The following is a 23,133-nucleotide window of genomic DNA, read 5'->3' on the forward strand; positions in this document are numbered from 1 at the left end:
AGCGATATTGCCCCTTATTCACCATAACTTACGACAATCATTTCTCCCGAACTACTTCATTTACCTGATTAATTGTTCAGCTTTTGGCAAAATTTGTGCGCCGGATCGCGAGATGAGATCATAATTGTAAATATCTGTACGATACTGAGTACGCCCGTCTTCGCCAACAAACGCGGTCAGATAGTAAAGATTGACCGGAATATTGTGTCGAATATTAACGTACCGCGTATCTCCCTGTTTCAGGGCGTCAGAAATACGCGTATCGTTCCAGCCCGCATCCTGCAACAGCATATTGGCAAGCTCTGAGGCTTTGTTCACGCGCACACAGCCAGAACTCAGGGCGCGAGTATCTTTCTGGAACAGGTTGTGGTTCGGCGTATCGTGCAGATAGATAGCTTCTGAACTCGGCATATTGAATTTGTAGCGTCCCAGCGAGTTATGCGCCCCTGGAGCTTGCTGGAAGCGGAACGGTAAATTAGACGCCGTAATCGTCGACCAGTCGACCATGTACGGATCGATGGCCTCTTTGCTGTTCCATCCCCGCATAACCGTGTAGCCATGACGTTCCAGATAACCCGGATCGTTCCAGACTTTAGGCAGAATATCTTTGCGCGCCAGGGTCGGCGGTACGTTCCACGGCGGGTTAACCACCACGTTATTCAACGCACTACTCATCATCGGTGTTTTACGATCGGGACGTCCGACAATCACGCGCGACGCCAGTACTTCACTACCGTTCTGATAATAGACCAGCGAATACGCAGGAATGTTAACCATGATCCCGGTAGAGAGCGTTCCCGGCAGTAAGCGCAAACGCTGGATATTCAGCGCCAGCACCCCTGCCCGCAGCGCAGGTGATACGTTCAGCCAGTCACGCGTCGTCTGGCCGATGACGCCATCGGCCCCCAGCCCCTGAGCGGCCTGGAATTGTTTAACTGCCGCAACCAGTTCGCGATCGTAAGCCGCCGGTTTGTCGCTCACGACCACCGCTTTCTTCTCTTTCACAGAGGCTGATGGACTGACCACGACGTTTTGCGGATCATCGCCGGGCAGTGCAATCTTTGGCCCACCGTCCAGAATACCGGAACGTTTTAGGATCTCACGCAGGGCAGGAACATCGCTGCTCCACTGCCCCGGACGCAGTGTCGCACTGCCACGCATTTGCGGCCACGGACGCGAATCGCCCACCAGTTCAAGAAGCGACTGGTGCAGGGTGGTATATTGCGGATGCGCTGGCGCAAGACTGGCTATAAAGCGGAGTAGATCGCCATTATCGAGGGCCAACTGCCACTGATTAATCACCGACAGCGCCGGCGTTGCCAGCTTATACGGCTTGTCGCTGTACAACCAGCGGTTGCCATTGACCGGAATACCTGCCACAAACTGCAGGTAGCCCATCATCGCATCAGAAAGGACCACGTCCCGCGCTTGCCCGGTGACGGCAGGATCGGTTAACAGCTCAACCCACGCTGTAAACTGAGGCTGGAACCCGGCAATCGCCACTTCCGCAAGCTGTTGCTGAAAGGCGCGTACTGCGTCACGGTTGTCCCACATCGGTTTCATATCGCGGGCAGCATAGAGCAGAGTGAGCTGATTGATATATACAGGTGTGTACCCTGAAGGCAGCCCAGCGTGTAGCTGCTGACGGAGAGAGTCGACGTCAATGCCTTCGGGCAACGGCTTAATACCGGCCATAATAGCCGTTGCAGGTGACTGTTCCAGCGGTTGAGACAACGACGTTGGCTGTGCGCCTGTCGTTGCGGAGCTGTCAGTCGGCACAATTTCAGGCTCATCGGCCTGAGCGGTTAACAGCGGAGCAAACATCACTGCCAGGCATAAGCTGAGCGCAGACAGCTGACGACCACATTTTTTCTTTAGCAACATCCCTTGCCCCCTGTTTTCACGACATGCCCATCACGGTGGGGCTTTCTTCTATTATAGGTAGACGGCAAATCAGTTGCCTTACCTTATGTAAAGAAGTTTAAAGATAACGCAGCCCTAAGCACAAGTTAAGTTTAAAAAAAAAGCGGCGCCAATGCGCCGCTCCTGATCAGGAAACGCTTCAGGAAGCGTCCGCCGTGGTTTCCGGTAATGACTCTGGCGGCTGAGGGGCAAAACCACGCAGCCCAACAACGTGAACGTGTTCGCTGTTCTGGAACACCTTACGCACCAGCTTATAGGTGGTCCCTTTTTCAGGACTGATGTTTTCCGGTGCCGCAATGATGAGCTGCATATCAAGACGCTCGCAAAGCTCAAACAGCGTAGCAATAGAGCGGGCATCAAGACGCGCCGCTTCATCCAGGAACAGCAGTCGACATGGGGAGATGTCTTTGCCGCGCAGGCGGCGTGCTTCATCTTCCCAGCTCTGTACCACCATCACCAGAATGGACATCCCGGTACCAATTGCTTCCCCCGTAGAGAGCGCCCCCGATTCCGCACGCAGCCAGCCGTCGGAACCACGGTTAACCTCAACTTCCATTTCCAGATAGTTACGGTAATCCAGCAGCTCTTCACCGATGGTTTGCGGCGTGCGTTGCCCCATATCAATCTGCGGGTTCAGACGCTGATACAGCTTCGCCAGGGCTTCAGAGAAGGTCAGACGGTTGCTATTGAACAGATCCTGATGCTGTTCGTGCTGCTCTGAGAGCACTTCCAGCAGCGTCGAGTGGGCTTCACGCACATTGACGTTAAGACGCACGCTGTTTACCTGGCCAAACGATACGCTCTGCAGGCCCTGGTTCAACTGACGAATACGGTTCTGCTCGCGCTGAATGGTTTTGCGGATGATATTCGCCACGCTGCGAGAGCTAATCGCCAGCTTCTGCTCACGTGAGGTCAGTTCTTCCGTCAGACGACCCAGCTCAATTTCCATCTGTTCGATGGCTTCGACCGGATCGTCGGTACGAATGATATCCTGACGAATACGTTCACGCAGGTGCTGATAAACGGCCACAAAGAACTGAATTTTACGCTCAGGACGTTTCGGATCCTCTGACATGCGCAGTACATCGCGCAGGTGCTCGTTGTCCGCGACCGCCAGACGCAGCGCACCCAACGCCTTATCCGACATAGAGCGCAGTTCATCGGCAGAGAGATACGCCAGCTCGCGACGGTGCAGACGGCGCTCAACGTTGTTGTCTTTCACCATCCGCATTACTGCGCACCAGCCCGCTTTCGCGGTCACGACCTGCTCGCGCATTTCATGGTAGTCGCGTTCCAGTTTACGCAGGCGACGCGTCAGGTTATCCATTTCTGCTTCGCAGAAGGTCAGCGCTTTTTCCAGCTGATTGCGGCGTGCGCGGTTATTACTGAGCTGGGAATGCAGTTCGTCACGGCGAATACGCGCCCGTTCTTCTGCACCGCTGTCGGCACGAACGCCGATGTCCTGAAGCTCTTTCTGCAGGTCGTTTAACAGCTCTTTCTTGGTGTCGAAGGAGCTTTTCAGCGAGGCCAGCACCTGGTTGTACTGGTTCAGCTGTGCCGAGTGGCTACGCATCGCTTCGCGAGCACGCGTACGTTCCGCTTCAGCCTGCTCAAGACGCTGACGCAGCTTTTCATTCAGGTCGCTGTTGCCGCTCAGCATTTCAGCCGAATCGGAGTAGCCGAAATGTGCACGACGCTGCACGACTTCCGTCAGGGCAAATGCCTGCTGACGCGCTTCGCGCTGCACCTGTTGCGACCAGGCATAGTCTTCTTTTAACTGCTCAAACTGTTCCGGGTCACTCTGCAGAACAGAGACAACCGACTCCAGCTTCGCCAGTTGATTACCATGCTGCTGAATGAAACGCGCAGCTTCCTGGGCTTCATCAAGACGTTCCTGGATCTCATCCACACGGTCGGCCAGGGTTTCATCCGCCAGCAGATTCAGGCGTGGCAAAATGCGGTTAAGAGCAGCAACGCCCTCTTTCGCTTGTTCGAACTGAACACGGCTCTGCTGGTTGTCATTTTCATGACTGGCAATGGCTCGTTCCAGTTCACCACGACGGGTATTGAGCTTACGGATTTCCGCTTCCGGGTCAGCATCAAACGCCACGCCCAGGTGGCTGCCGATAAAGCGGCTAAATGCCTGGTGCAGGCGCTGGGTTTTCTGCACGTCAAACGACAACGTCGCAAAACGTTCAGACAACGTTTCTCGCTCGGCGTGCAAACTTTCAATGCGGCTTTCACGTGCAGCGCGACCAAACAGAGGCAGCTCAGGGAAGCGGGAATAACGCCACTGACGGTCAGCGATTTTCACCACCACCGCTTTTTCCAGCTCGTCGACACTGAATACGCTGTCATCGAACGACTGCGGATCCCCTTCGATCAGGTAGAGATCTTCCGGGCAATCTTCCAGACCAGCAAGCTGCTCGGAAACCAGCGACAAATCCGGCACCACAATCGCGTTACGCGATGGGCCATAGAGTGCTGAGAAGTACGGGGCATCGTCCAGTCCGACATCGTCGTAAATCTCGGACAACAGCACACCGCCGAAACGTTCAGCCAGGGTATTCAGACGCGGATCTTCCGCACCACCCGGCTGGCTTAAGCGTTCAATCTCTTCATCAACGTCACGCTTACGCGCGCCCACTTCATCACGCTCAACAATGGCCTCGCGCTCGCGCTCCAGCAGTTGCTGCAGGTATTCGGTCACTTCCTGGCTGGATGTAAACTCTTCGCCGCACTGCTCGCTGAGCTGGTTCAGGCTGCTTTGCGCCGCCAGCCAGACAGGCGCACGCTGCAACAGAGTTTGAGAACGAGACTGAAGCTGCTCCATCTCCTGACGCAGGGTCATACGCTGTTCGCTGGCGCTGGAGACGGTGTCGGAGAGTGCGGCGATACGCGCTTCCAGCTCCTGATGCAGAGCCTCGAGATCGTCGATATCGTAATTTTTACCCTGACGCTTGCAGAACTCTGCCAGCAGACGCTCCGCTTCCTGTTGCTCGCGCAAGCGCTGTTCCAGCTCGTTCAGACGCATACGCAGTGGCTGCATCTGCTCGGCCAGATGTCGCTGGTTCACGCCGTCGCGCAGCAATTCGCGGGCGATGTCCCATGCTTCATTGCGCGCAAGCGGACCGTTAATCGCCACCACCAACTGATAAGCTTGTTCAAACTGGCTGTGTGCCGTTTGCGCGACGCTCATTTTCTGTTCGAGAGAGAGCAGCTTCTCGGTTGCTTCCTGCTCTTTAGCCTGGAAGGTATCCAGCCACTCATCAGCGCTTTCTGGTGTCAGATCAGGCAGGTGGCACAGCTCTTTTGCACGCTGTAACGCCTGCAATGCCTGGGTGTATTGAATTGCACGCGTCTGCTGCACATCCAGCGCCTGCTGATAATCAGCAAGCTGGCTTTTCAGCTCATCGACTTCCAGTTCGGCGGCTTCAGCGCGGGCTTCGTTCTCTTCCTGCATGTCGGCAGCTTCAGCCACCACTTCATTCTGTTCTTCGAGACGAATTTGCAGCTCATCGAGGTCCGCTTCGTAGCGTTCGATTTTCTCCTGCTGGCGCAGTGCGGTCTGCACCAGATTCAGGTGATCGCTGGCGGCCTGGTAATCCGCTTCCAGATCGCCCTCAGCACCGGTGTGCTCGCCCAGCTCGCGCGCCATTTCGACGTGCTTGTACTGCTCGGCCACCAGCTGTTTACGGGAGGTAAACAGCTCGCGACGGTACTCTAATGCCTGATCAAGATGCACGCGGCGCTCGTTGGCGTGACGCATGTAGTCCGCAGCCACGTAGTTAGTAGCTTCGCTGATCAGGTGTTTAAACAGGTCGCGGTCAGACTGGGTAACGCGAATCGCTTCCAGCGTCATGCGGTTTTCACGCAGTGCGGCTTCCATATCCTGGAAGGCCTTACGCACGCCGCTGTTTTCCGGCAGCAGGTAGTCTCGCAGCGAGCGGGTAATGGCGCTGGAGATACCACCGTACAGCGACGCTTCGATCAGACGATAGTATTTGCTACGGTCTGATGCCGTGCGCAGACGACGCGCCACCACGCCCAGATCGAACATCAGCGAGTGGTAGTCGGTAATAGAGTTGAACTGCTTGAACTGCACGCCTTCGATGGCTTCGAGCTTGTCTTTCAGCTCCTGCAGCGTCAGCACGCGCGCCTGGCGCTCGTTCAGGGTTTCCGTCAGCAGCGCCGTCGGCTGCATTGATGTTGGCAGCCCCTGGATCGCAAACGGTTTGATATCCACTTTACGGTCGCGACCCGCGACCTGCTGCAGGCGTACGCCCACCACCACACGCTGATGACGGGAGTTAATGACGTCCAGCACCGAATAGCAGACGCCAGCCTTCAGCTTACCGTGCAGACCTTTATCACGGGAGCCGCTTGTTGCCCCCGCTTCGGTGGTGTTACGGAAGTGAAGCAGCGTCAGATCGGGAATCAGCGCCGTAACAAACGCCGCCATGGTGGTGGATTTACCCGCACCGTTACCGCCGGAGAGCGTCGTGACCAGCTCATCCAGATCGAACGTTCGGGCGAAGAAGCCGTTCCAGTTAATCAGCGTTAGTGAGCGAAATTTACCGCGTTCAATCATTACTCTTCCTCCCCGCTATCCGGCAGATTCTCTTCATGCTCATCATTGAGCTGCAAATGGTTTTCCACCGGCATCGCTTCACCATCGCGGATCATGCGAAGCTGCGCCTCACGCGCGTCATCACCCGTACGCACATCGGCGCCGAAGCGGAAGACAGATTCCGTGATGCGGAATTTGCTGCTGTCGTGGCCCATAAACCAGACCATACCCAGACGACGCAGACGGTTCAGGGAAGAACGAACTTTTTCCTGTAATTTCTGACGATCGAGATCCGAACCCGTGGAGCGGTTGTTCACCAGCTTAAGCAGCTTGCTCTCATCTGCCAGCGTCAACAGCTCGTCGTAAAGTTCCTGCTGGGTGAAGATCCCTTCATTCGCCAGACGTTCCGGGCTGAGATAGAGGTAGCAAAGAATTTTGCCGACCATCATATCCAGCTCGGAGAGCACGGAGCGCGGAATCAGCGTCGTGGAGCGTGGACGCAGGTAGAAAAACCCTTCCGGTGCGCGGATAAGCTCCACGTTATAGCGTGCATAAAACTCTTCCAGGTACTCCTGGAAGTCCATCAAAAAGGCGTGATTATCCAGCTCGTCTAAGCCAATGTGACGACCGGCACGCAGCTGGCTGTCCAGCGCCGGAAATAACGGATTCGCCAGCGCCTGTGCCAGCTTAACTGGCATCACTTGTTCAATATTTGTCAATGACATGCGCCTGTACCTTGGCTCCGTAATCGTTAATTGGCTGCCACTTCGGCGGCAGTCCGGTGAAATCTGCTTGTGCGACACCCAGGCGCACCGCCTGGTCTACCACAATGCGTGCAACATCGAAGTGGCGTGCACGAGGATATTGCGCCAGATAGTCGCGCACCACGAGACCAAGATCCAGCGGCACTTGTCTGGTTTTGTAGACAGCGAGCTGTTCTTCGATCATGGCCGCAAGTTGCTCACGAATTTCGTTGAATTCTTCGTATTCCAGATCCGGTGGCAGTTCACCGGTCACCTCTTCATCACGCAGCGCCATCTCTTCGTCGCGCATATCCAGCAGACGATCGGCATTAGCGTAGGTCAGCGCCCACGGCGCATCGAAATAGGTCTGCACAGACTGACGCAGACGCTGGGCAAAGACGCGGTTTTTATCCATATCAATCGCGGTACGGATAAATTTATGCACATGGCGGTCGTAGCCGATCCACAGGTCGATCGACTGCTGTCCCCAGCTAATAATGCGATCGAGTTTACTCTGCAAATCAAAGACCAGACGGTCGACAAAATGCAGATCGTCATGTGCCATGGTCGCATCCTGAATGCGTAGCAGGTTGGCCTGGAGCTTATCCCCTGCGGCCTCCAGCGTATCCTGCAGTTCACGCAGCGTGCCGGAGGTTTCTGACAGCAACAGTTCGCAGCTGGAGATAGCCGCGCGCCAGTCTTTGTTGAGCAGTTGCGCAATATCGTCTTTCACCTGCTGCTGCTGTTCGTCCATCAGACGCTGCGTCAGATCGATACTGTCGAAAATCTCCGCTACCGAGTATTTCAGCGGCGCGTAAACATTGCGGTGCCAGTGGAATTCGTCACCGTTTTCATCCGCAGCATCGGCAGCACGTTTAAGTTCACCCGCAACAATCGAGAGCTGCATGGAAAGACGCAGCGTGGAAAATTCACGCTGGCGAATGTAGTAATCGGTGATGCCGATGCCCAGTGGCGTCAGGCGATAGATGGCGTTTCCTTCCGCCTGCTCGCTGGTAAAGCGGTTCAGCAGACGTTGACGCACCATATCGTTGATTGCGTTGTTGGCACGCACGCTAATGGTTTCGCTGGTTTGCTCAAACGCATCACTGACATGGCGGAACGCATCCACCAGTTCACCCTCGCTCATTTCACCATCCAACCGTTCGCCGTTCAGCGTGGCAACCGCCAGCAGGAAAGAGAGTCTGTCTACCGGCAGCGAGATGGAGAAATCGTTTTTCCTGGCCCAGGCAACCAGTTCGGGGACTGTCTGGGAAAATTCACTCATAGGTTATCCTTGCATCTGCGGCTTGTGCGCGGTGACGTGAATATAGCGGCCAAGGCTGATAAAAGGCTCCTGACGGCAATACCGCGTTTCTAATTCTGTTAAGGTGTCAAAACAGTCACGCTGTTTGTGTTTTTCACGCAGATAATCATGAAACACCCTGACGCCCGTCTTCCCAACGATCTGCCAGCCAATCTCTTCCAGCCAGCCGTACACCTGCTGTGGATCGCGCGGATAGTCCGGGGAAAGCGTGCGCTTTTTCTTTTTCGGCATCCCGACCTGAACATAGTCGAAGTTACCTGCAACCATGTTATGCATCAGGAAGCCGTTAGCATTGTAGAACATCAGCGACAGCGTGCCGCCCGGGCGTAACATCGACCACAGGGTTTGTAACACACTTTGCGGATCGGCAACCCACTCCAGCACCGCATGAAACAATATCAGATCAACCTGGGTTTCCAAATGCTGTGAGATATCCTGAGCGGCGCATTGTATAAAATGCATGTTGTCGCTCACACCTTTCTCTTCTGCTGCACGCGTCGCACGGGCGACCATTTCAGCAGAAAGATCGCAAAGCGTGACGTGATGACCGCGCTCGGCCATTTTTATCGCCGTCTGCCCTTCACCGCCTCCGGCGTCCAGCACACGCAACGTTTGACCGCCAAAGGTGGCAAGAATGTTGTCCAGATCCTGCCAGAGGATCGTCTGACGTAACTGCCCTTTCGTGGTGCCATAAATGTTGCGCGAAAACTTTTCCGCGATGTCATCAAAATTGCGATCCCGCATTGGGAGAGTTCCACTCGCTAACTGCAAAACCGCTATTTTGTCACACCCGCGCGGAGAATGAACCTCTCTGGTGTAATATCACGGGTAATCACCTGCTATATGGTCAAAAAAGGAACCAAAAAGGATGCTTTTTACCCTTAAGAAATACATTGGAGGGATGATGCTTCCCCTTCCTCTGTTGCTCATCATCATCGCGCTGGGGCTGGCGCTGGTGTGGTTCAGTCGCTTTCAGAGAAGCGGCAAAACGCTTATCACGCTTGGCTGGTTTGTCTTGCTGCTGTTGAGCCTGCAGCCGATCGCGGATGGCCTGTTACGCCCAATCGAAAATAAGTACCCGACATGGCAGGGAAATCAGAAAGTAGCGTACATCGTGGTGCTGGGCGGCGGATATACCTGGGACCCTGACTGGGCACCCAGCTCAAACCTGATCAACAATAGCTTGCCAAGGTTAAACGAAGGTATTCGCCTGTGGCTTGCTAACCCGGGATCAAAAATGATCTTCACCGGCGCGGCGGCCAAAACGAACCCGGTAAGTACGGCTGAAGCAGGTGCCAGAGTCGCGGAATCACTCGGCGTGCCACGATCCGCTATCATCACTCTGGACAACCCAAAAGATACCGAAGAAGAGGCGGCTGCAGTGAAGCAGGCGATTGGCGATGTCCCATTCTTACTGGTGACCTCCGCCTCACACCTGCCACGAGCGATGATTTTCTTTGAAAAACAAGGTCTGCACCCGCTTCCCGCACCGGCAAACCAGATGGCCATTGATGCCCCGCTCAACCCATGGGAACGGGCAATCCCGTCCCCGGCGTGGCTGATGCATAGCGATCGCGTCGGCTATGAGACGCTCGGTCGCCTCTGGCAGTGGCTGAAAGGTTCCTCAGGCGAGCCAGGGCAAGAGTGATTTTGTCGCCAGATCGAAGTTTGCGCGATTAAAACGCCCGGTATTGACCAATTGCGCGACTTCGTCCCAAAGCAGATAAAGCCAGCGTCGCCAGAGAAACGCTTCTGCAACGGGCGCGCGTTGAAGGTAGTGCCAAAGTAAACCTTCCGCCGCCCCGCTGTCGCTGAGCCTGAATAACTCATATTCGCGCGGAGCCCAGAGCATGATCCCCGGCCCGACCATCGCCAGAAGCTGATCGCTGCGGGAATCTTTCAGCATGCTGCGCAGGGTAAAATTACCGTGGATCAGCACGCAGTTATCATTAAAGCCTTCAAACAGCGCCGGTAAGCACTCGCGGGTGCGAAACAGAATACGTTTGTCCTGCATAGTTAAACCGGTGTTATTGAACTGGTTAAGCGTCCCCCACAGTACTTCAACCCGCTGGCGATACCACAGCGGCCACAGGTTTTCCTGGGTACTGTCGACCGGACCGACAAGTCCACGGCTATCCTGACGGTGCCAGGCCAGCAGCGCCTCGACTATCTGGTCTTTCAACTGTTCCCAGCGTTCCGGCGTACGCGCCGGTGCTTCAACAGGCACGCCACGCAAACGCTCGATCAGCAGTACGTCCGGGCCGGGGTGTTCCTCATGTGTCATCACGCCGTACACCGTTGGCATACGCACGGTCCCCTCCCGTGCCAGCATCGACATTTTCCACGCAAGCTGCCTGGCAACCCCCGGCGAGGTAAAACTTCTGGCCATCAGTGGCATTGGGTTACCCTGACTGTCATACAACGACCAGAGCGCGGTATCGGCCTTTTCACTCACGCACTCAACCCGGCTTAACTTCTCGCCCAGCAGATGGCTAAGTTCGGCACGCAGCTGTTCCATATGAGATTACCCCCATCAAGACTACTGCTTTTATAATGAGCGCGCAGAATGAAGATGTCACCCGGAAGAGATCAATTATGGAAAAGAAAGGGAAAAAATAGCAGGGAGAGAACATCCCCCCGAAAGGAGGGATGAAGGCAATATTAACGCAGTTCGGCGCGAACGCGCTCAAGATCTTCCGGTGTATCAACGCCCGTTCCAGGCACTTCCATGGCAACAGCAACGTGGATTTTTTCACCGTACCAGAGCACACGAAGCTGCTCCAGCATTTCAATATGTTCCAACGGGCTGGGTGCCCAGGTGACATATCGACGAATAAAGCCGGCGCGATAGCCGTAAATCCCCAGATGGCGCAGGAATGAATCACCGATAGTCTCTTTAGAGAGCGCAAAGCGATCGCGATCCCACGGAATCGTGGCGCGGGAGAAATAGAGCGCATAACCTTCGGTATCCATCACCACCTTCACCGCATTCGGGTTGAATGCTTCTTCAGCGTGGTGAATGGGTACTGCGAGTGTGGCCATACCGACCTGACGTTGTGCCAGGTTTTCCGCCACCTGACGGATAATAACCGCCGGGATCATCGGCTCGTCGCCCTGGACGTTAACGATGACCGTATCGTCACTAAAACCGCATTTTTCAACCACTTCCGCCAGACGTTCAGTGCCGGACTGGTGATCGGCACGGGTCATGCACACCTCTCCGCCGACTGCCTCGACCGCGCGGGCGACGTCCGGATGATCGGTAGCAACGATAACGCGATCGGCACCCGATTCACGTGCACGCTCCAGGACATGCACAATCATCGGCTTGCCGTTGATATCCACCAGTGGTTTACCCGGCAGTCGCGTTGACGCATAACGCGCAGGAATAATGACAACAAAACTCATGGCTTGCTCTCTTCTGCCACCAGGGAGCGGGCTTCGTTTTCCAGCAATACCGGAATGCCGTCACGCAGCGGGAAAGCCAGGCTGTCCAGCTTGCAAATCAGCTCTTGTTTGTCCTGGCTATAGTAGAGTTTGCCGTTGCACACCGGGCAGGCAATAATTTCAAGTAAACGGTGATCCATAGTTCCTCCGTATGGGTAATCATTAAAGCTTACCACATTCCCTTTTCAGAGAGTGCCTGTTTCCCAGCCACTTCGGCAGGTTGTAAACAGTCCGTCAGGTACCCGCCCCAGCGTCACGTTGCTGGCCCCCTGCCAGCGAGCAAAATCACTTATAGCGGACGCTAACCCTTTTTCCAGACTCGCTGACACTCTGATACCCTCTTCCAGATAGAGCGCGATGACCTCAAGCGTATCGGTTTTACGGTGCATTTTGGCGTCCATGCGCCCGACAAGCTGCCCCTTGTGCAGCAGAGGCAGAACAAAGTAACCATACTGGCGCTTCGGGGCTGGAGTGTAGCACTCCAGTCGGTAAGTAAAACCGAACAGTTGCTCGGCTCTTTTTCTGTCCCAAACCACCGGATCGAAAGGAGACAGCACCGCGCTATGTGTTGCCTGAAGTTTTCCTTCCTGAGCCTGAGGCAGAAGCGGAAGTAGCTCCGAATGCAGCCACATTTCTCCCAGTGTTTCCACTGTGACGGGAACGACTCGCTGTTCGCGCTGCCATATTTCCAGCAATGGTTTCAGCGCGGGCTGGCGCAGGCGGTAATAATCTGCCAGCCACTGTGGGCGGAAAATACCCAGACTGCGGGCACTGTTTTCCAGCATGACATCCTCAGCCGCTTCCTGAGTCAATAAGTCACGCTCATCGTCCCAGTGAGGCATCACACGATGGGTCAGGTCGTATACACGCTGAAAATTACGCCGTTCAATCACCATGACCTGGCCTGACGTAAACAGTCCTTCAAGATGGCGTTTGTGCGGCTTCCACTCCCACCAGCCGCTCGTACCTTTTCGCGGATGCTCAAAATCGGCAGAACGTACAGGTCCGTTTTCCTGAATGTGGCGGATGAGTTGCTCAATCTCAGTTGCATGTTCCAGCATCCACTCTTGCCGGTACTTCCAGCCCATCTTCTCCGGAGCAAGCATCCGGTGACGAACCAGGGCAAAATCACTGCGAGGCAGGAAACAGGCTTCGTGCGCCCAGTACTCCATTAACTCCCCTTTGCTGAGAGCCTCATCCAGCCATTGCGAGGGATAATTCCCCAGACGGCTAAACAGCACCAGATAAGGGCTACGGGCCACGATGTTAATGGTGTCGATTTGAAGTAGCGACATGCGCTGAACGGTAGAGAGGATATCGGCAGATTGCGCGCGGCGACGGGGTTTTTTGAGTAACCCCTGCGCAGCAAGGTGCAAATTACGTGCGGCTGAAAGCGAGAGTTGCGGTAAAGACATGCGTTTTCCTGTCAGTCAAAGCGCCACCAGAACCGCGTAAGCCTTCACTTCACCAACGCGATCAGTTCCTTGAGTAATTGTTCCGGTTGCTCGCCGCTGAGTTCAGCGTCAACCGGCAGGTACCACCAGTTTTCTTTTGCAAAGGCACGGCATTTCACCGCATCTTTTTCGGTCATGATCAGCGTCTGTCCCGGCATAGTCAGGGCATCGACCTGCTGTTCCACCAGCGCCTGGTGGTCCGCCAGCGGCACACATTTTTCAAGCTGTGCGCCACACTGTTCCAGCGTCGTGAAGAAACGTGGAGGATGGCCAATACCGGCCATCGCCACCAGGGCGGGAAGTTGTGCAACTTCCCGGCGTTCCCCGGTCTGCAAATTCACCGCCAGACCAGGATGGAGATGCATAGGGATTTCACCCGTTTTTGCCACACCGCCATTCACAATGACCGCATCTACGGATTTCAGACGTGAAGCGCGTTCGCGCATCGGCCCGGCCGGCAGCCACCAGCCATTGCCAAAACGACGAACGCCATCAATAACCACAATCTCTTTGTCACGCGCCAGAGCATAATGCTGCAGACCATCATCAGTGATGATGATTTGTACCGCATGTTCTGCAAGCAGTGCCTGCACGGCGTCGCTGCGCACCGGAGAAACCGCAACCGGAGTGCCGGTACGCTGGTAAATTAAAACCGGTTCATCACCCGCTTCAGCAGTCGATGTTTCATCCGTCAGCAGCAGTGGGTAATGCGTTGCCTTGCCGCCATACCCGCGCGACACTACGCCGGGGCGTATACCGCGTTTTTGCAACTGTTCCACCAGCCAGATAACGACTGGCGTTTTACCGTTGCCACCGGCGGTGAGGTTACCGACAACCACTACCGGAACCGGCGCGCGCCATGCGCGTTTGAGCCCCAGACGATAAAGAAGACGAATGACACCGCTCACCAGGCCATAAAGCCAGGAGAGCGGTAGAAGCAGTAGCCACAGCGGCGATTCACCGGACCAGATGCGTGCAATCATGCGCCAAACTGCATCTTATGAAGCTGGGCGTAAACACCACGGTGCTCCAGCAAATCAGTATGACTTCCGCGTTCAACAATGATGCCATCTTCAACCACGACGATTTCATCAGCCTGCTCGATAGTCGACAGACGGTGCGCAATCACCAGCGATGTACGGTTCTTTTGCAGTTCATCCAGGGCTGACTGAATCGCGCGTTCCGATTCCGTATCCAGCGCCGAGGTCGCTTCATCAAGGATCAGAATTGGGCTATCGCGCAGCAGCGCACGCGCAATGGCGATACGTTGACGCTGCCCACCGGAGAGTAGCACCCCGTTCTCACCGATTATGGTATCCAGTCCGTTATCCATCTTGTTGATAAAGTCCATTGCGTACGCCATACGCGCGGCGTTTTCAATCTGCTCGCGGCTGTATTCATCAGTGCGTGCATAAGCAATGTTGTTTGCAACAGTATCGTTGAACAGATGCACGTTCTGTGAGACCAGCGCAACCTGGTTACGCAGCGACTGCAGGGTGTACTCTCGCAGGTCATGGCCATCCAACAGAATCTCACCTTCGTTAATATCATAGAAACGGGTGATCAGGCTGGCAATGGTCGATTTACCTGAACCGGAACGACCAACCAGTGCAACAGTTTTCCCCGCCGGAATGGTCAGGTTGATGTTGCGCAGGGCCGGAGTTTCACGGCCAGGATAGGCGAAAGTGACATTGCGGAATTCGACATCGCCACGGGCGCGCTCAATCACGCGTGTACCTTCATCTTTCTCCTGCTCGGAATCCAGAATGCTGAAGAGAGTCTGACAAGCAGCCATCCCACGCTGGAACTGGGCATTGACGTTTGTCAGCGATTTCAGTGGACGCATCAGAGCAATCATCGAGGAGAAGACCACGGTGATAGTACCCGCCGTCAGCGTCTCCATCACGCTAGGGAAGCTTGCCGCATACAGAACGAATGCCAGTGCCAGAGAGGCAATCAGCTGAATAACAGGGTCAGAGATTGAAGAGGCCGACACCATTTTCATCCCCTGCAGGCGCATTTTGTTGCTGACTTTGTCAAAGCGGTGGGTTTCGACTTCCTGACCGCCGAAAATCAACACCTCTTTATGTCCTTTCAGCATCTGTTCTGCACTGGTCGTCACCTGCCCCATGGTGTTCTGCATATTCTTACTGATATTGCGGAAACGTTTTGAGACGACGCGAATCGCAATAGAAACCACCGGTGCCAGAACGATAAGGATGATCGACAGCTGCCAGCTGTAATAGAACATCATCGCGAACAGGCCGATAATCGACGCGCCCTCACGCACAACGGTAATCAGTGCGCTTGATGACGAGGAGGCAACCTGTTCTGAGTCGTAGGTAATGCGAGACAGCAGCGTCCCGGTCGACTGTTTATCAAAGAATGAGACCGGCATGCCCATCATGTGACTGAACAGACGGCGACGCATAGTCATAACCACTTTCCCTGATACCCAGGAAATACAGTAGCTGGAGATATAGCTGGTGATGCCGCGTAAGATCATCAGTCCGATAACCACCAGAGGCATCCATAGCAACACTGAGCGATCCGTTTTACCAAAACCGTCGTCCAGTAACGGTTTGAGAAGCGATAGCATAAAAGTATCGCTGGCTGCGTTGAGGATTAACGCTACACCCGCCACGATCAAGCCTGGTTTAAAGGGCGCAATCATCGGCCAGAGTCGGCGGAAGGTTTGCCACGTGGAGAGATCTTTGTCGTTATGCATTCAAAAAACCAGCATTTGTTGAAATAGCCGCATATTCTACCCGTTATCTACGGGCGCGCCAAACCACTGATGATACCAACGTGGTAAAAATTGCTCTCGCAAGCGCAGGATTTGCCAGCGATGTTGCGAAAATGTCACCGATATTTGTCCAGAATGGGGGGTATCGTGCCAGATATATCCCTCTTTTCGATAACGTCGAACCACTTTCGCCGACGGAAATCGCCATGCGTTATAGCGTGCCGCCGAATCCAGGGCAATTTGCCCTTCTACCCGTTGAACCAGTGGCAATGAAGAAGACGTCTTACTGCCATGATGAGGTACCTGTATGAGTGTAGACGTCACATTACGCCAGTAATGGCTGAGCATTGCCTGTTCCGCTTGCGCTTCAATGTCCCCTGTCAGCAGAACACTCTGCTCGCCGTCGTCAATTTTTACCACACAGGAGTGGTTGTTTCCTTGAGCAGGATAATTTTCAGGTGGCCAATGGACGGCGAAGGTCAACCCCTGCCAAATCCATCTCTGCCCACGAAAACAGGGATGATGTCCCGCTTGGCGTAATGGACTTCTTATCCACAAATCAGGCCATGTTTTTTGCAGCGATACCAGCCCTCCCGCATGGTCAAGATGCTCATGACTGAGAATTACGCCTTCTGGTCGCAGGTGATGCCAACGGAGCCACGGAATAATTAACCGCTGCGCACTATCGCCGCCTGGCCAGGCGAGCCCGGTATCATAGAGAATGGCTTTTCCCTGTCTTTCAATAACCATTGCCAGGCCCTGCCCCACATCCAGCATATGTAACGTCCAGCTATCGCTTTTTGCCGTTCGCCAGAGGGGAAATGTGAGTATGACACTTCCAGCCAGGCAAACGGCAGGAACACTGCTCCAGGCACGAAACCGCCAGCCAACAATGATAAGCCAGGGGAGTAATGTGAGGGACTGCCAGCGTTGATCCACATTTTGCCAGCCATCAGGCAGGCGCATCAGCAGCCAGAACAATACCGCCAGAGACTTTTCGGCTGCAAACCAGATGGTACTTTCCAGGGCCGTCAGTGGAAGCAGATGAAGCAGCATACCGAGCAGGATCAGCGGGACAGAGACCAATGTCACCAGGGGAACGGCAAAGAGATTCGCAACCAGGGAAGAGATGCTGAAGCCATGGAAAATCAGGACCTGCAAAGGCATGAGCAACAGCAGCATTCCTATCTGAAGATAAAGCAGATTCAGTAGTGGCCGCATCCAGCGAGCCCTGTGTCCGTGAGGAAGAGGCAACCACTGAAACCAGAAAATCAGTGCGGTAACCGCAAAGGCTGACAAGAGCAGACTCTGTGAAAGCACAGCTAATGGATCGATTAGCAGGATTGCCGCAACACAGCAAAACCAGATCTCCCAGGGGGACCATTGACGGGCGGCGATCCGCAACGCCGCCAGCATAGTAATGGCGGTAACCGTTCGCAATGCCGGGGGTTGCAGACCAGTAAGCCAGGCGTAGAAGGCAGCAAAAACCACCCCAGCCAGCAGAGGCATCTGCCAGCGGATCCAGTGGCAGGGTAATAAAAACTGGAACCCACGTGCGAGTAGCCAGGCGATGGATGCTGCCATCGCAATATGCAGTCCTGAAATTGCCATCAGATGGAGTGTGCCGGTTTCCCGCATCAGGTCTTTTATTTCCTGGGGTACGTCCAGACGTTCTCCCATCCCCAATCCAAGGATAACAGCCCCCCATTGATAAGAAGAAAGCCGGTTTTGCAGAGACATTAGGTATTGAGCACGCAGGCTACAGCGTCCATCGACGAGTTCCGCATGGGTGAAGCGCCCACTCAGTGTTTGATGTTGGGCAAACGCGCTTCGCTGAAGATCGTAGCCCCCGTCATTTAATTCTCCATGTACAGGCCTAAGTCTGAGCGTCATGGCCCAGCGCTGGCCGGCACAAACCTTTTGCGGCAGTGCATTGCCATACAATGTTACGCCAGCCGATGTCCACCCGCGTTGGCCATCGACGCTGATAATCTTTCCCTGATGCATTGTTGAACCATCAGTGGCGGTGATCTCTACCTCAGCATGTACGGCATCTGACGTTAAATGTTGCATCGGCCAGACGCTCTCTTGAGCGGCAAGAATTCCCCATACGCAAAATAATAAACCGATCCCCACATATTTCAGTCGTACGCGCCGCTGCGCGGCCAACCCTATTCCGCCAACAATCATTATCCACACGAAATAGCGTGGTGGCAGTTCAGGTAACCAGAGTAACGGAGTTATCGCCAGAATGGCACAGACGCTAATAGCGGGAATTCTCATGACTACCTCCCTGTCTCAGGAAAGGCAGTATGCAGGCAGGCAGGGTGAGCCGTCAGTTGAGAAAAATGCGTTTTACAGCAAGCGCTGTATTGATTTTATTGGTTTGCAGAAAGCGAAATGAAAAATGCGCGGTTTCTTCAGAATTGAAACGATAAAGACAAAAAAAGCACCCGCAGGTGCTTTCTTTCGAACCCAGTTTAACCCGATGGCTAAACTCAGTTACCGTAAATATTGGCGCGGTCGCGCAGTTCTTTACCCGGCTTAAAGTGTGGAACGTACTTACCTTCCAGCTCGACTTTATCACCCGTTTTCGGGTTACGCCCGGTGCGTGGAGCACGATAGTGCAGAGAAAAACTACCGAAACCGCGGATTTCAATGCGCTCGCCCTGGGCAAGAGTGGAGGCCATATGCTCCAGCATCTCTTTTACGGCATCTTCCACTGCCTTGGCAGGGATATGCGGTTGCTGACTGGCAAGTCTTTCAATCAATTCTGACTTGGTCATGATTCCTCCGGTTCCTTTCAAACCAATTAGCTGAACAGCTCATTAAACAAGGGCGGCCGTAGCCGCCCTTTGTTATTGATTACAGGACGAATCCTGCAATCTGTCAAGTTTGCTCCTCATCCTTCACGCTGTAAATGCATTACAGCTCAAATGATGCTGAGAACTTGATATTACTCGCCTTTAGCTGCTTTGAAAGCTTCAGCCATTGCGTTGTTAGAGAAGTTTGCATCTTCCTGTTTGTTAACAGTTGCGATTGCATCTTTCTCATCAGCTTCGTCTTTAGCACGAACAGACAGGCTGATTGCACGGTTCTTACGGTCAACACCGGTGAACTTAGCTTCAACGTCGTCGCCTACGTTCAGAACCAGAGTGGCATCTTCAACGCGGTCACGGGAAGCTTCAGAAGCGCGCAGGTAACCTTCAACGCCGTCAGCCAGTTCTACGGTTGCGCCTTTAGCGTCAACTGCAGTCACTTTACCGTTTACGATTGCGCCTTTCTTGTTCAGTGCAACCCAGTTGTTGAACGGATCTTCTGCGAGCTGTTTAACGCCCAGGGAGATACGCTCACGCTCTGCGTCAACCTGCAGAACAACTGCAGCGATTTCGTCGCCTTTTTTGTATTCACGAACTGCTTCTTCGCCTGCAACGTTCCAGGAGATGTCAGACAGGTGAACCAGGCCATCGATGCCGCCGTCCAGGCCGATGAAGATACCGAAGTCAGTGATAGACTTGATTTTACCTTCAACACGGTCACCCTTGTTGTGGGTTTCCGCGAACTGCTGCCATGGGTTGTTTTTGCACTGTTTCAGGCCCAGGGAGATACGACGACGTTCTTCGTCGATATCCAGAACCATCACTTCCACTACATCACCAACGTTAACAACTTTGGATGGGTGGATGTTTTTGTTGGTCCAGTCCATTTCGGAAACGTGCACCAGACCTTCAACGCCTTCTTCGATCTCAACGAAGCAGCCGTAGTCAGTCAGGTTAGTAACGCGACCAGTCAGTTTAGTACCTTCTGGGTAACGCTTAGCGATAGCTACCCATGGATCTTCGCCCAGCTGTTTCAGGCCGAGGGATACACGAGTACGCTCGCGGTCGAACTTCAGCACTTTAACAGTGATTTCGTCGCCCACGTTCACGATTTCACTTGGGTGCTTAACGCGTTTCCACGCCATGTCGGTGATGTGCAGCAGGCCATCAACGCCGCCCAGGTCAACGAATGCGCCGTAGTCAGTGAGGTTCTTAACGATACCTTTGACTTCCATGCCTTCCTGCAGGTTTTCCAGCAGCTGATCGCGTTCTGCGCTGTTTTCGGACTCGATAACAGCACGACGGGAAACAACAACGTTGTTACGCTTCTGGTCCAGCTTGATTACTTTGAACTCAAGCTCTTTGCCTTCCAGGTGCAGGGTGTCACGGACTGGACGAACGTCTACCAGAGAACCTGGCAGGAACGCACGAATACCATTCAGCTCAACAGTGAAGCCACCTTTAACTTTGCCGTTGATAACACCGACCACAGTTTCAGCTTCTTCGTAAGCTTTTTCCAGCGTGATCCATGCTTCGTGACGTTTAGCTTTCTCACGAGAAAGCAGGGTTTCACCGAAGCCGTCTTCTACTGCGTCCAGAGCAACGTCAACTTCGTCACCAACCTGGATTTCCAGCTCGCCCTGGGCGTTTTTGAACTGCTCTGCCGGAATGGCGGACTCAGATTTCAGACCGGCGTCAACCAGTACTACGTCTTTGTCGATAGCAACAACAACACCGCGAACGATGGAACCCGGACGGGTTTCGATTTCTTTTAAGGATTCTTCAAACAGTTGAGCAAAAGATTCAGTCATGTTTAATCTTCAGGTTAATATTAACGTCCACCTGGCTCCGTGCCGGATGGGGTTGTTTCACATACCCGCCGTCAATCCATTGCAGCGGGGGTACTGCTAAATCGGTCGCGATTACGCGAGTGCCAGTTTTTGGCGCGCATATTGTAGCGCTTTTTCAATCACTTGCTCAATAGTTAAACTGGTTGAATCCAGAACTAATGCATCTTCTGCAGGAACAAGTGGGGCGACGGCGCGGTTACGATCGCGGTCATCACGCTCTTTTATCTCGGATAAAAGGCGATCAAAGTTAACACTAAACCCCTTCTCCTGCAACTGAAGCATGCGGCGTTGAGCACGTTCTTCAGAAGAGGCGTCAAGGAAAATTTTCACTGGCGCATCAGGGAATACCACGGTTCCCATATCGCGTCCGTCGGCGATCAGACCCGGGGCTTCACGGAAAGCGCGCTGACGGCGTAACAGAGCCTCGCGAACGCGCGGGAAAGCCGCCACCTGAGAGGCCGCATTCGCGACTTCCTGAGTACGAATTTCGCCACTTACGTCTTCCCCTTCCAGGATGACTTCCAGGTTGCCATCGGTCGAGACAAAACGCACATCCAGATGCGCAGCCAGCGGTACCAGCGCTTCTTCAGACGCAACATCCACATGGTGATGCAGCGCTGCCAGAGCCAGCACGCGATAGATTGCTCCCGAATCTAAAAGATGCCATTGCAATGCTTCCGCCATCGCTTTGCACAGAGTACCTTTCCCTGCGCCACTAGGCCCATCAATGGTGATTACCGGGGCAACTGCCGTCATCTTTTTCTCCTTAAATAAGGCATACCGTTTACATGAACGCCGCGCATTATACGCGCCAACGTGCGCAACTGTTACCTTTGCGTGCAAATTACGGAATGATTGAAGCAGAGTGTAGAAGAAATGAACGGAAGTGTTCGTCAGGAAACGTAAGGAAATGCCGCATCAGATGATGCGGCAAAACATCATCAGGCCAGCGTGCTAATGCGTGCCAGCTGTTCGAAGTAGTCCGGGAAGGTTTTCGCGGTACATTTCGGGTCAAGAATGGTGACCGGCGTGTCTGACAGCGCCACCAGCGAGAAACACATCGCCATACGGTGATCGTTGTAGGTTCCGATTTCCGCAAACTGCAGTTTTGCCGGAGGGGTCACGCGAATGTAGTCTTCGCCCTCTTCCACCTCGGCACCGACTTTTCGCAACTCTGTCGCCATTGCGAACAGGCGGTCCGTCTCTTTTACGCGCCAGTTGTAGATGTTACGCAGCGTGGTGGTGCCTTTGGCAAACAGCGCCGCCGTGGCAATGGTCATCGCCGCATCCGGGATATGGTTCATGTCCATGTCGATGGCGTTCAGCTCGCCGTGGGTACAGGAGATGAAGTCATCGCCCCAGGTGACAATAGCGCCCATTTTTTCCAGCACGTCCGCAAAACGGATATCGCCCTGCACGCTGTTTCGGCCAATACCGGTCACTTTTACGGTGCCGCCTTTAATTGCTCCAGCGGCCAGGAAATAGGATGCAGAGGAAGCATCACCTTCAACAAGGTAGCTACCCGGGGATTGATATTGCTGTGCTCCACGCACCACGAAGCGCTGATAGGACTGGTTCTCCACCTCAACACCGAAGGTTTTCATCAGGTGCAGAGTGATATCAATATACGGTTTGGAAACCAGATCACCCTTAATGGTGATAACCGTGTCCTGCGGTGCCAGCGGTGCAGTCATCAGCAGTGCCGTCAGGAACTGGCTGGAGACGCTGCCGTCAACCTCAACGCTTCCGCCGGTAAAACCTCCGCGCAGACGCAGCGGTGGGTAGTTTTCCTGCTCCAGATACTCAATCTGCGCGCCGCCCTGACGCAGCGCATCCACCAGATGACCAATCGGGCGCTCTTTCATGCGCGGCTCGCCGGTCAGCACAATATTGTTGCTGCCCAGACACAGGGCTGCCGCCAGCGGACGCATTGCGGTACCGGCGTTCCCCAGAAACAGCTCCAGCTCTTCACCAGAGCGCAGTGCACCGCCGTTACCAGTCACTTCACAACGCGTGCGGTCGTCAGACAACGTGTATTGAACTCCCAACGCTTTCAGCGCATTGAGCATGTGGCGTACGTCATCGCTATCCAGCAGATTTGTGAGGACAGTGGTGCCGTTTGCCAGAGCTGCCAGCAGCAGAGCGCGGTTCGAGACACTTTTTGAACCAGGCAGATTAATGGTGCCATCTACCCGCGCGATAGGTTGTAACGTCAGGGATTCCATGAAAACTTAACTCTCAAATCAACATAATAAAA

At 54.2% G+C, this 23,133-nt stretch carries 18 protein-coding genes; 2 read left to right on the forward strand and 16 right to left on the reverse strand.

Features of this window, described 5'->3' with window-relative positions; all coding sequences use genetic code 11:
- Window positions 1–60: 60 nt before the first annotated feature.
- The 5 genes from ldtD to cmoM form a co-directional block, all read right to left on the reverse strand.
- The gene (gene ldtD / locus AC0XWG_RS22485; RefSeq protein ID WP_475681095.1) at window positions 61–1,884 is read right to left on the reverse strand and encodes a L,D-transpeptidase; all 1,824 of its coding nucleotides are present in this window, start codon (window positions 1,882–1,884) and stop codon (window positions 61–63) included.
- Window positions 1,885–2,062: 178 nt separating this feature from the next.
- Window positions 2,063–6,514: a chromosome partition protein MukB gene (gene mukB / locus AC0XWG_RS22490; protein WP_028019235.1), complete on the reverse strand. Its 4,452-nt coding sequence runs from the start codon at window positions 6,512–6,514 to the stop codon at window positions 2,063–2,065.
- On the reverse strand, window positions 6,514–7,218 hold the full coding sequence (gene mukE, locus AC0XWG_RS22495) for a chromosome partition protein MukE (RefSeq protein WP_028019236.1): 705 nt from the start codon (window positions 7,216–7,218) through the stop codon (window positions 6,514–6,516). Before mukE ends, mukB begins: the two co-directional genes overlap by 1 nt.
- Window positions 7,199–8,521, reverse strand: coding sequence for a chromosome partition protein MukF (mukF, locus tag AC0XWG_RS22500; RefSeq protein ID WP_028019237.1), 1,323 nt, complete (start codon window positions 8,519–8,521; stop codon window positions 7,199–7,201). Before mukF ends, mukE begins: the two co-directional genes overlap by 20 nt.
- Before the next feature lie 3 nt (window positions 8,522–8,524).
- The gene (cmoM, locus tag AC0XWG_RS22505; protein ID WP_028019238.1) at window positions 8,525–9,304 is read right to left on the reverse strand and encodes a tRNA uridine 5-oxyacetic acid(34) methyltransferase CmoM; all 780 of its coding nucleotides are present in this window, start codon (window positions 9,302–9,304) and stop codon (window positions 8,525–8,527) included.
- 124 nt (window positions 9,305–9,428) lie between these two features.
- Between cmoM and elyC the strand changes: the two genes are divergently transcribed.
- Window positions 9,429–10,208 carry an envelope biogenesis factor ElyC gene (elyC, locus tag AC0XWG_RS22510; protein ID WP_129324402.1) on the forward strand — a complete coding sequence of 260 codons (780 nt, stop codon included), beginning with the start codon at window positions 9,429–9,431 and terminating at the stop codon, window positions 10,206–10,208.
- Here elyC and AC0XWG_RS22515 read toward each other — a convergent pair.
- The 7 genes from AC0XWG_RS22515 to AC0XWG_RS22545 form a co-directional block, all read right to left on the reverse strand.
- Window positions 10,185–11,078 carry a YcbJ family phosphotransferase gene (locus AC0XWG_RS22515; protein WP_049005477.1) on the reverse strand — a complete coding sequence of 298 codons (894 nt, stop codon included), beginning with the start codon at window positions 11,076–11,078 and terminating at the stop codon, window positions 10,185–10,187. The genes elyC and AC0XWG_RS22515 overlap by 24 nt on opposite strands.
- 143 nt (window positions 11,079–11,221) lie before the next feature.
- Window positions 11,222–11,968: a 3-deoxy-manno-octulosonate cytidylyltransferase gene (kdsB, locus tag AC0XWG_RS22520; protein ID WP_108090342.1), complete on the reverse strand. Its 747-nt coding sequence runs from the start codon at window positions 11,966–11,968 to the stop codon at window positions 11,222–11,224.
- On the reverse strand, window positions 11,965–12,147 hold the full coding sequence (ycaR, locus tag AC0XWG_RS22525; RefSeq protein ID WP_006174474.1) for a protein YcaR: 183 nt from the start codon (window positions 12,145–12,147) through the stop codon (window positions 11,965–11,967). Before ycaR ends, kdsB begins: the two co-directional genes overlap by 4 nt.
- Before the next feature lie 45 nt (window positions 12,148–12,192).
- A complete protein-coding gene (locus tag AC0XWG_RS22530; RefSeq protein WP_028019242.1) occupies window positions 12,193–13,422 on the reverse strand; it encodes a winged helix-turn-helix domain-containing protein in 1,230 nt (409 codons plus the stop codon).
- Between the two features lie 44 nt (window positions 13,423–13,466).
- On the reverse strand, window positions 13,467–14,444 hold the full coding sequence (lpxK, locus tag AC0XWG_RS22535; protein WP_028019243.1) for a tetraacyldisaccharide 4'-kinase: 978 nt from the start codon (window positions 14,442–14,444) through the stop codon (window positions 13,467–13,469).
- Window positions 14,441–16,189: a lipid A ABC transporter ATP-binding protein/permease MsbA gene (gene msbA, locus AC0XWG_RS22540; RefSeq protein ID WP_028019244.1), complete on the reverse strand. Its 1,749-nt coding sequence runs from the start codon at window positions 16,187–16,189 to the stop codon at window positions 14,441–14,443. Before msbA ends, lpxK begins: the two co-directional genes overlap by 4 nt.
- Window positions 16,190–16,225: 36 nt before the next feature.
- Complete coding sequence (locus tag AC0XWG_RS22545) at window positions 16,226–18,490, reverse strand: ComEC family protein (protein WP_475681096.1); 2,265 nt, start codon at window positions 18,488–18,490, stop codon at window positions 16,226–16,228.
- On the opposite strand from AC0XWG_RS22545, the gene AC0XWG_RS22550 reads away from it, so the two are divergent.
- Window positions 18,489–18,611 carry a hypothetical protein gene (locus tag AC0XWG_RS22550; RefSeq protein WP_255660271.1) on the forward strand — a complete coding sequence of 41 codons (123 nt, stop codon included), beginning with the start codon at window positions 18,489–18,491 and terminating at the stop codon, window positions 18,609–18,611. The two genes, AC0XWG_RS22545 and AC0XWG_RS22550, sit on opposite strands and share 2 nt — an antisense overlap.
- Before the next feature lie 94 nt (window positions 18,612–18,705).
- On the opposite strand, the gene ihfB is transcribed toward AC0XWG_RS22550, so the two are convergent.
- The 4 genes from ihfB to aroA all read right to left on the reverse strand — a co-directional run bounded on the left by ihfB (window position 18,706) and on the right by aroA (window position 23,101).
- Window positions 18,706–18,993 (reverse strand): integration host factor subunit beta, encoded by a 288-nt coding sequence (gene ihfB / locus AC0XWG_RS22555; protein ID WP_008499965.1) that lies wholly within the window; start codon window positions 18,991–18,993, stop codon window positions 18,706–18,708.
- Between the two features lie 170 nt (window positions 18,994–19,163).
- A complete protein-coding gene (gene rpsA, locus AC0XWG_RS22560) occupies window positions 19,164–20,837 on the reverse strand; it encodes a 30S ribosomal protein S1 (protein WP_008499966.1) in 1,674 nt (557 codons plus the stop codon).
- Between the two features lie 111 nt (window positions 20,838–20,948).
- The gene (gene cmk, locus AC0XWG_RS22565) at window positions 20,949–21,632 is read right to left on the reverse strand and encodes a (d)CMP kinase (protein ID WP_013097305.1); all 684 of its coding nucleotides are present in this window, start codon (window positions 21,630–21,632) and stop codon (window positions 20,949–20,951) included.
- Between the two features lie 185 nt (window positions 21,633–21,817).
- On the reverse strand, window positions 21,818–23,101 hold the full coding sequence (gene aroA, locus AC0XWG_RS22570; protein ID WP_049005471.1) for a 3-phosphoshikimate 1-carboxyvinyltransferase: 1,284 nt from the start codon (window positions 23,099–23,101) through the stop codon (window positions 21,818–21,820).
- Window positions 23,102–23,133: the final 32 nt, after the last annotated feature.

The organism is Enterobacter sp. DVT3837 (assembly GCF_056238685.1).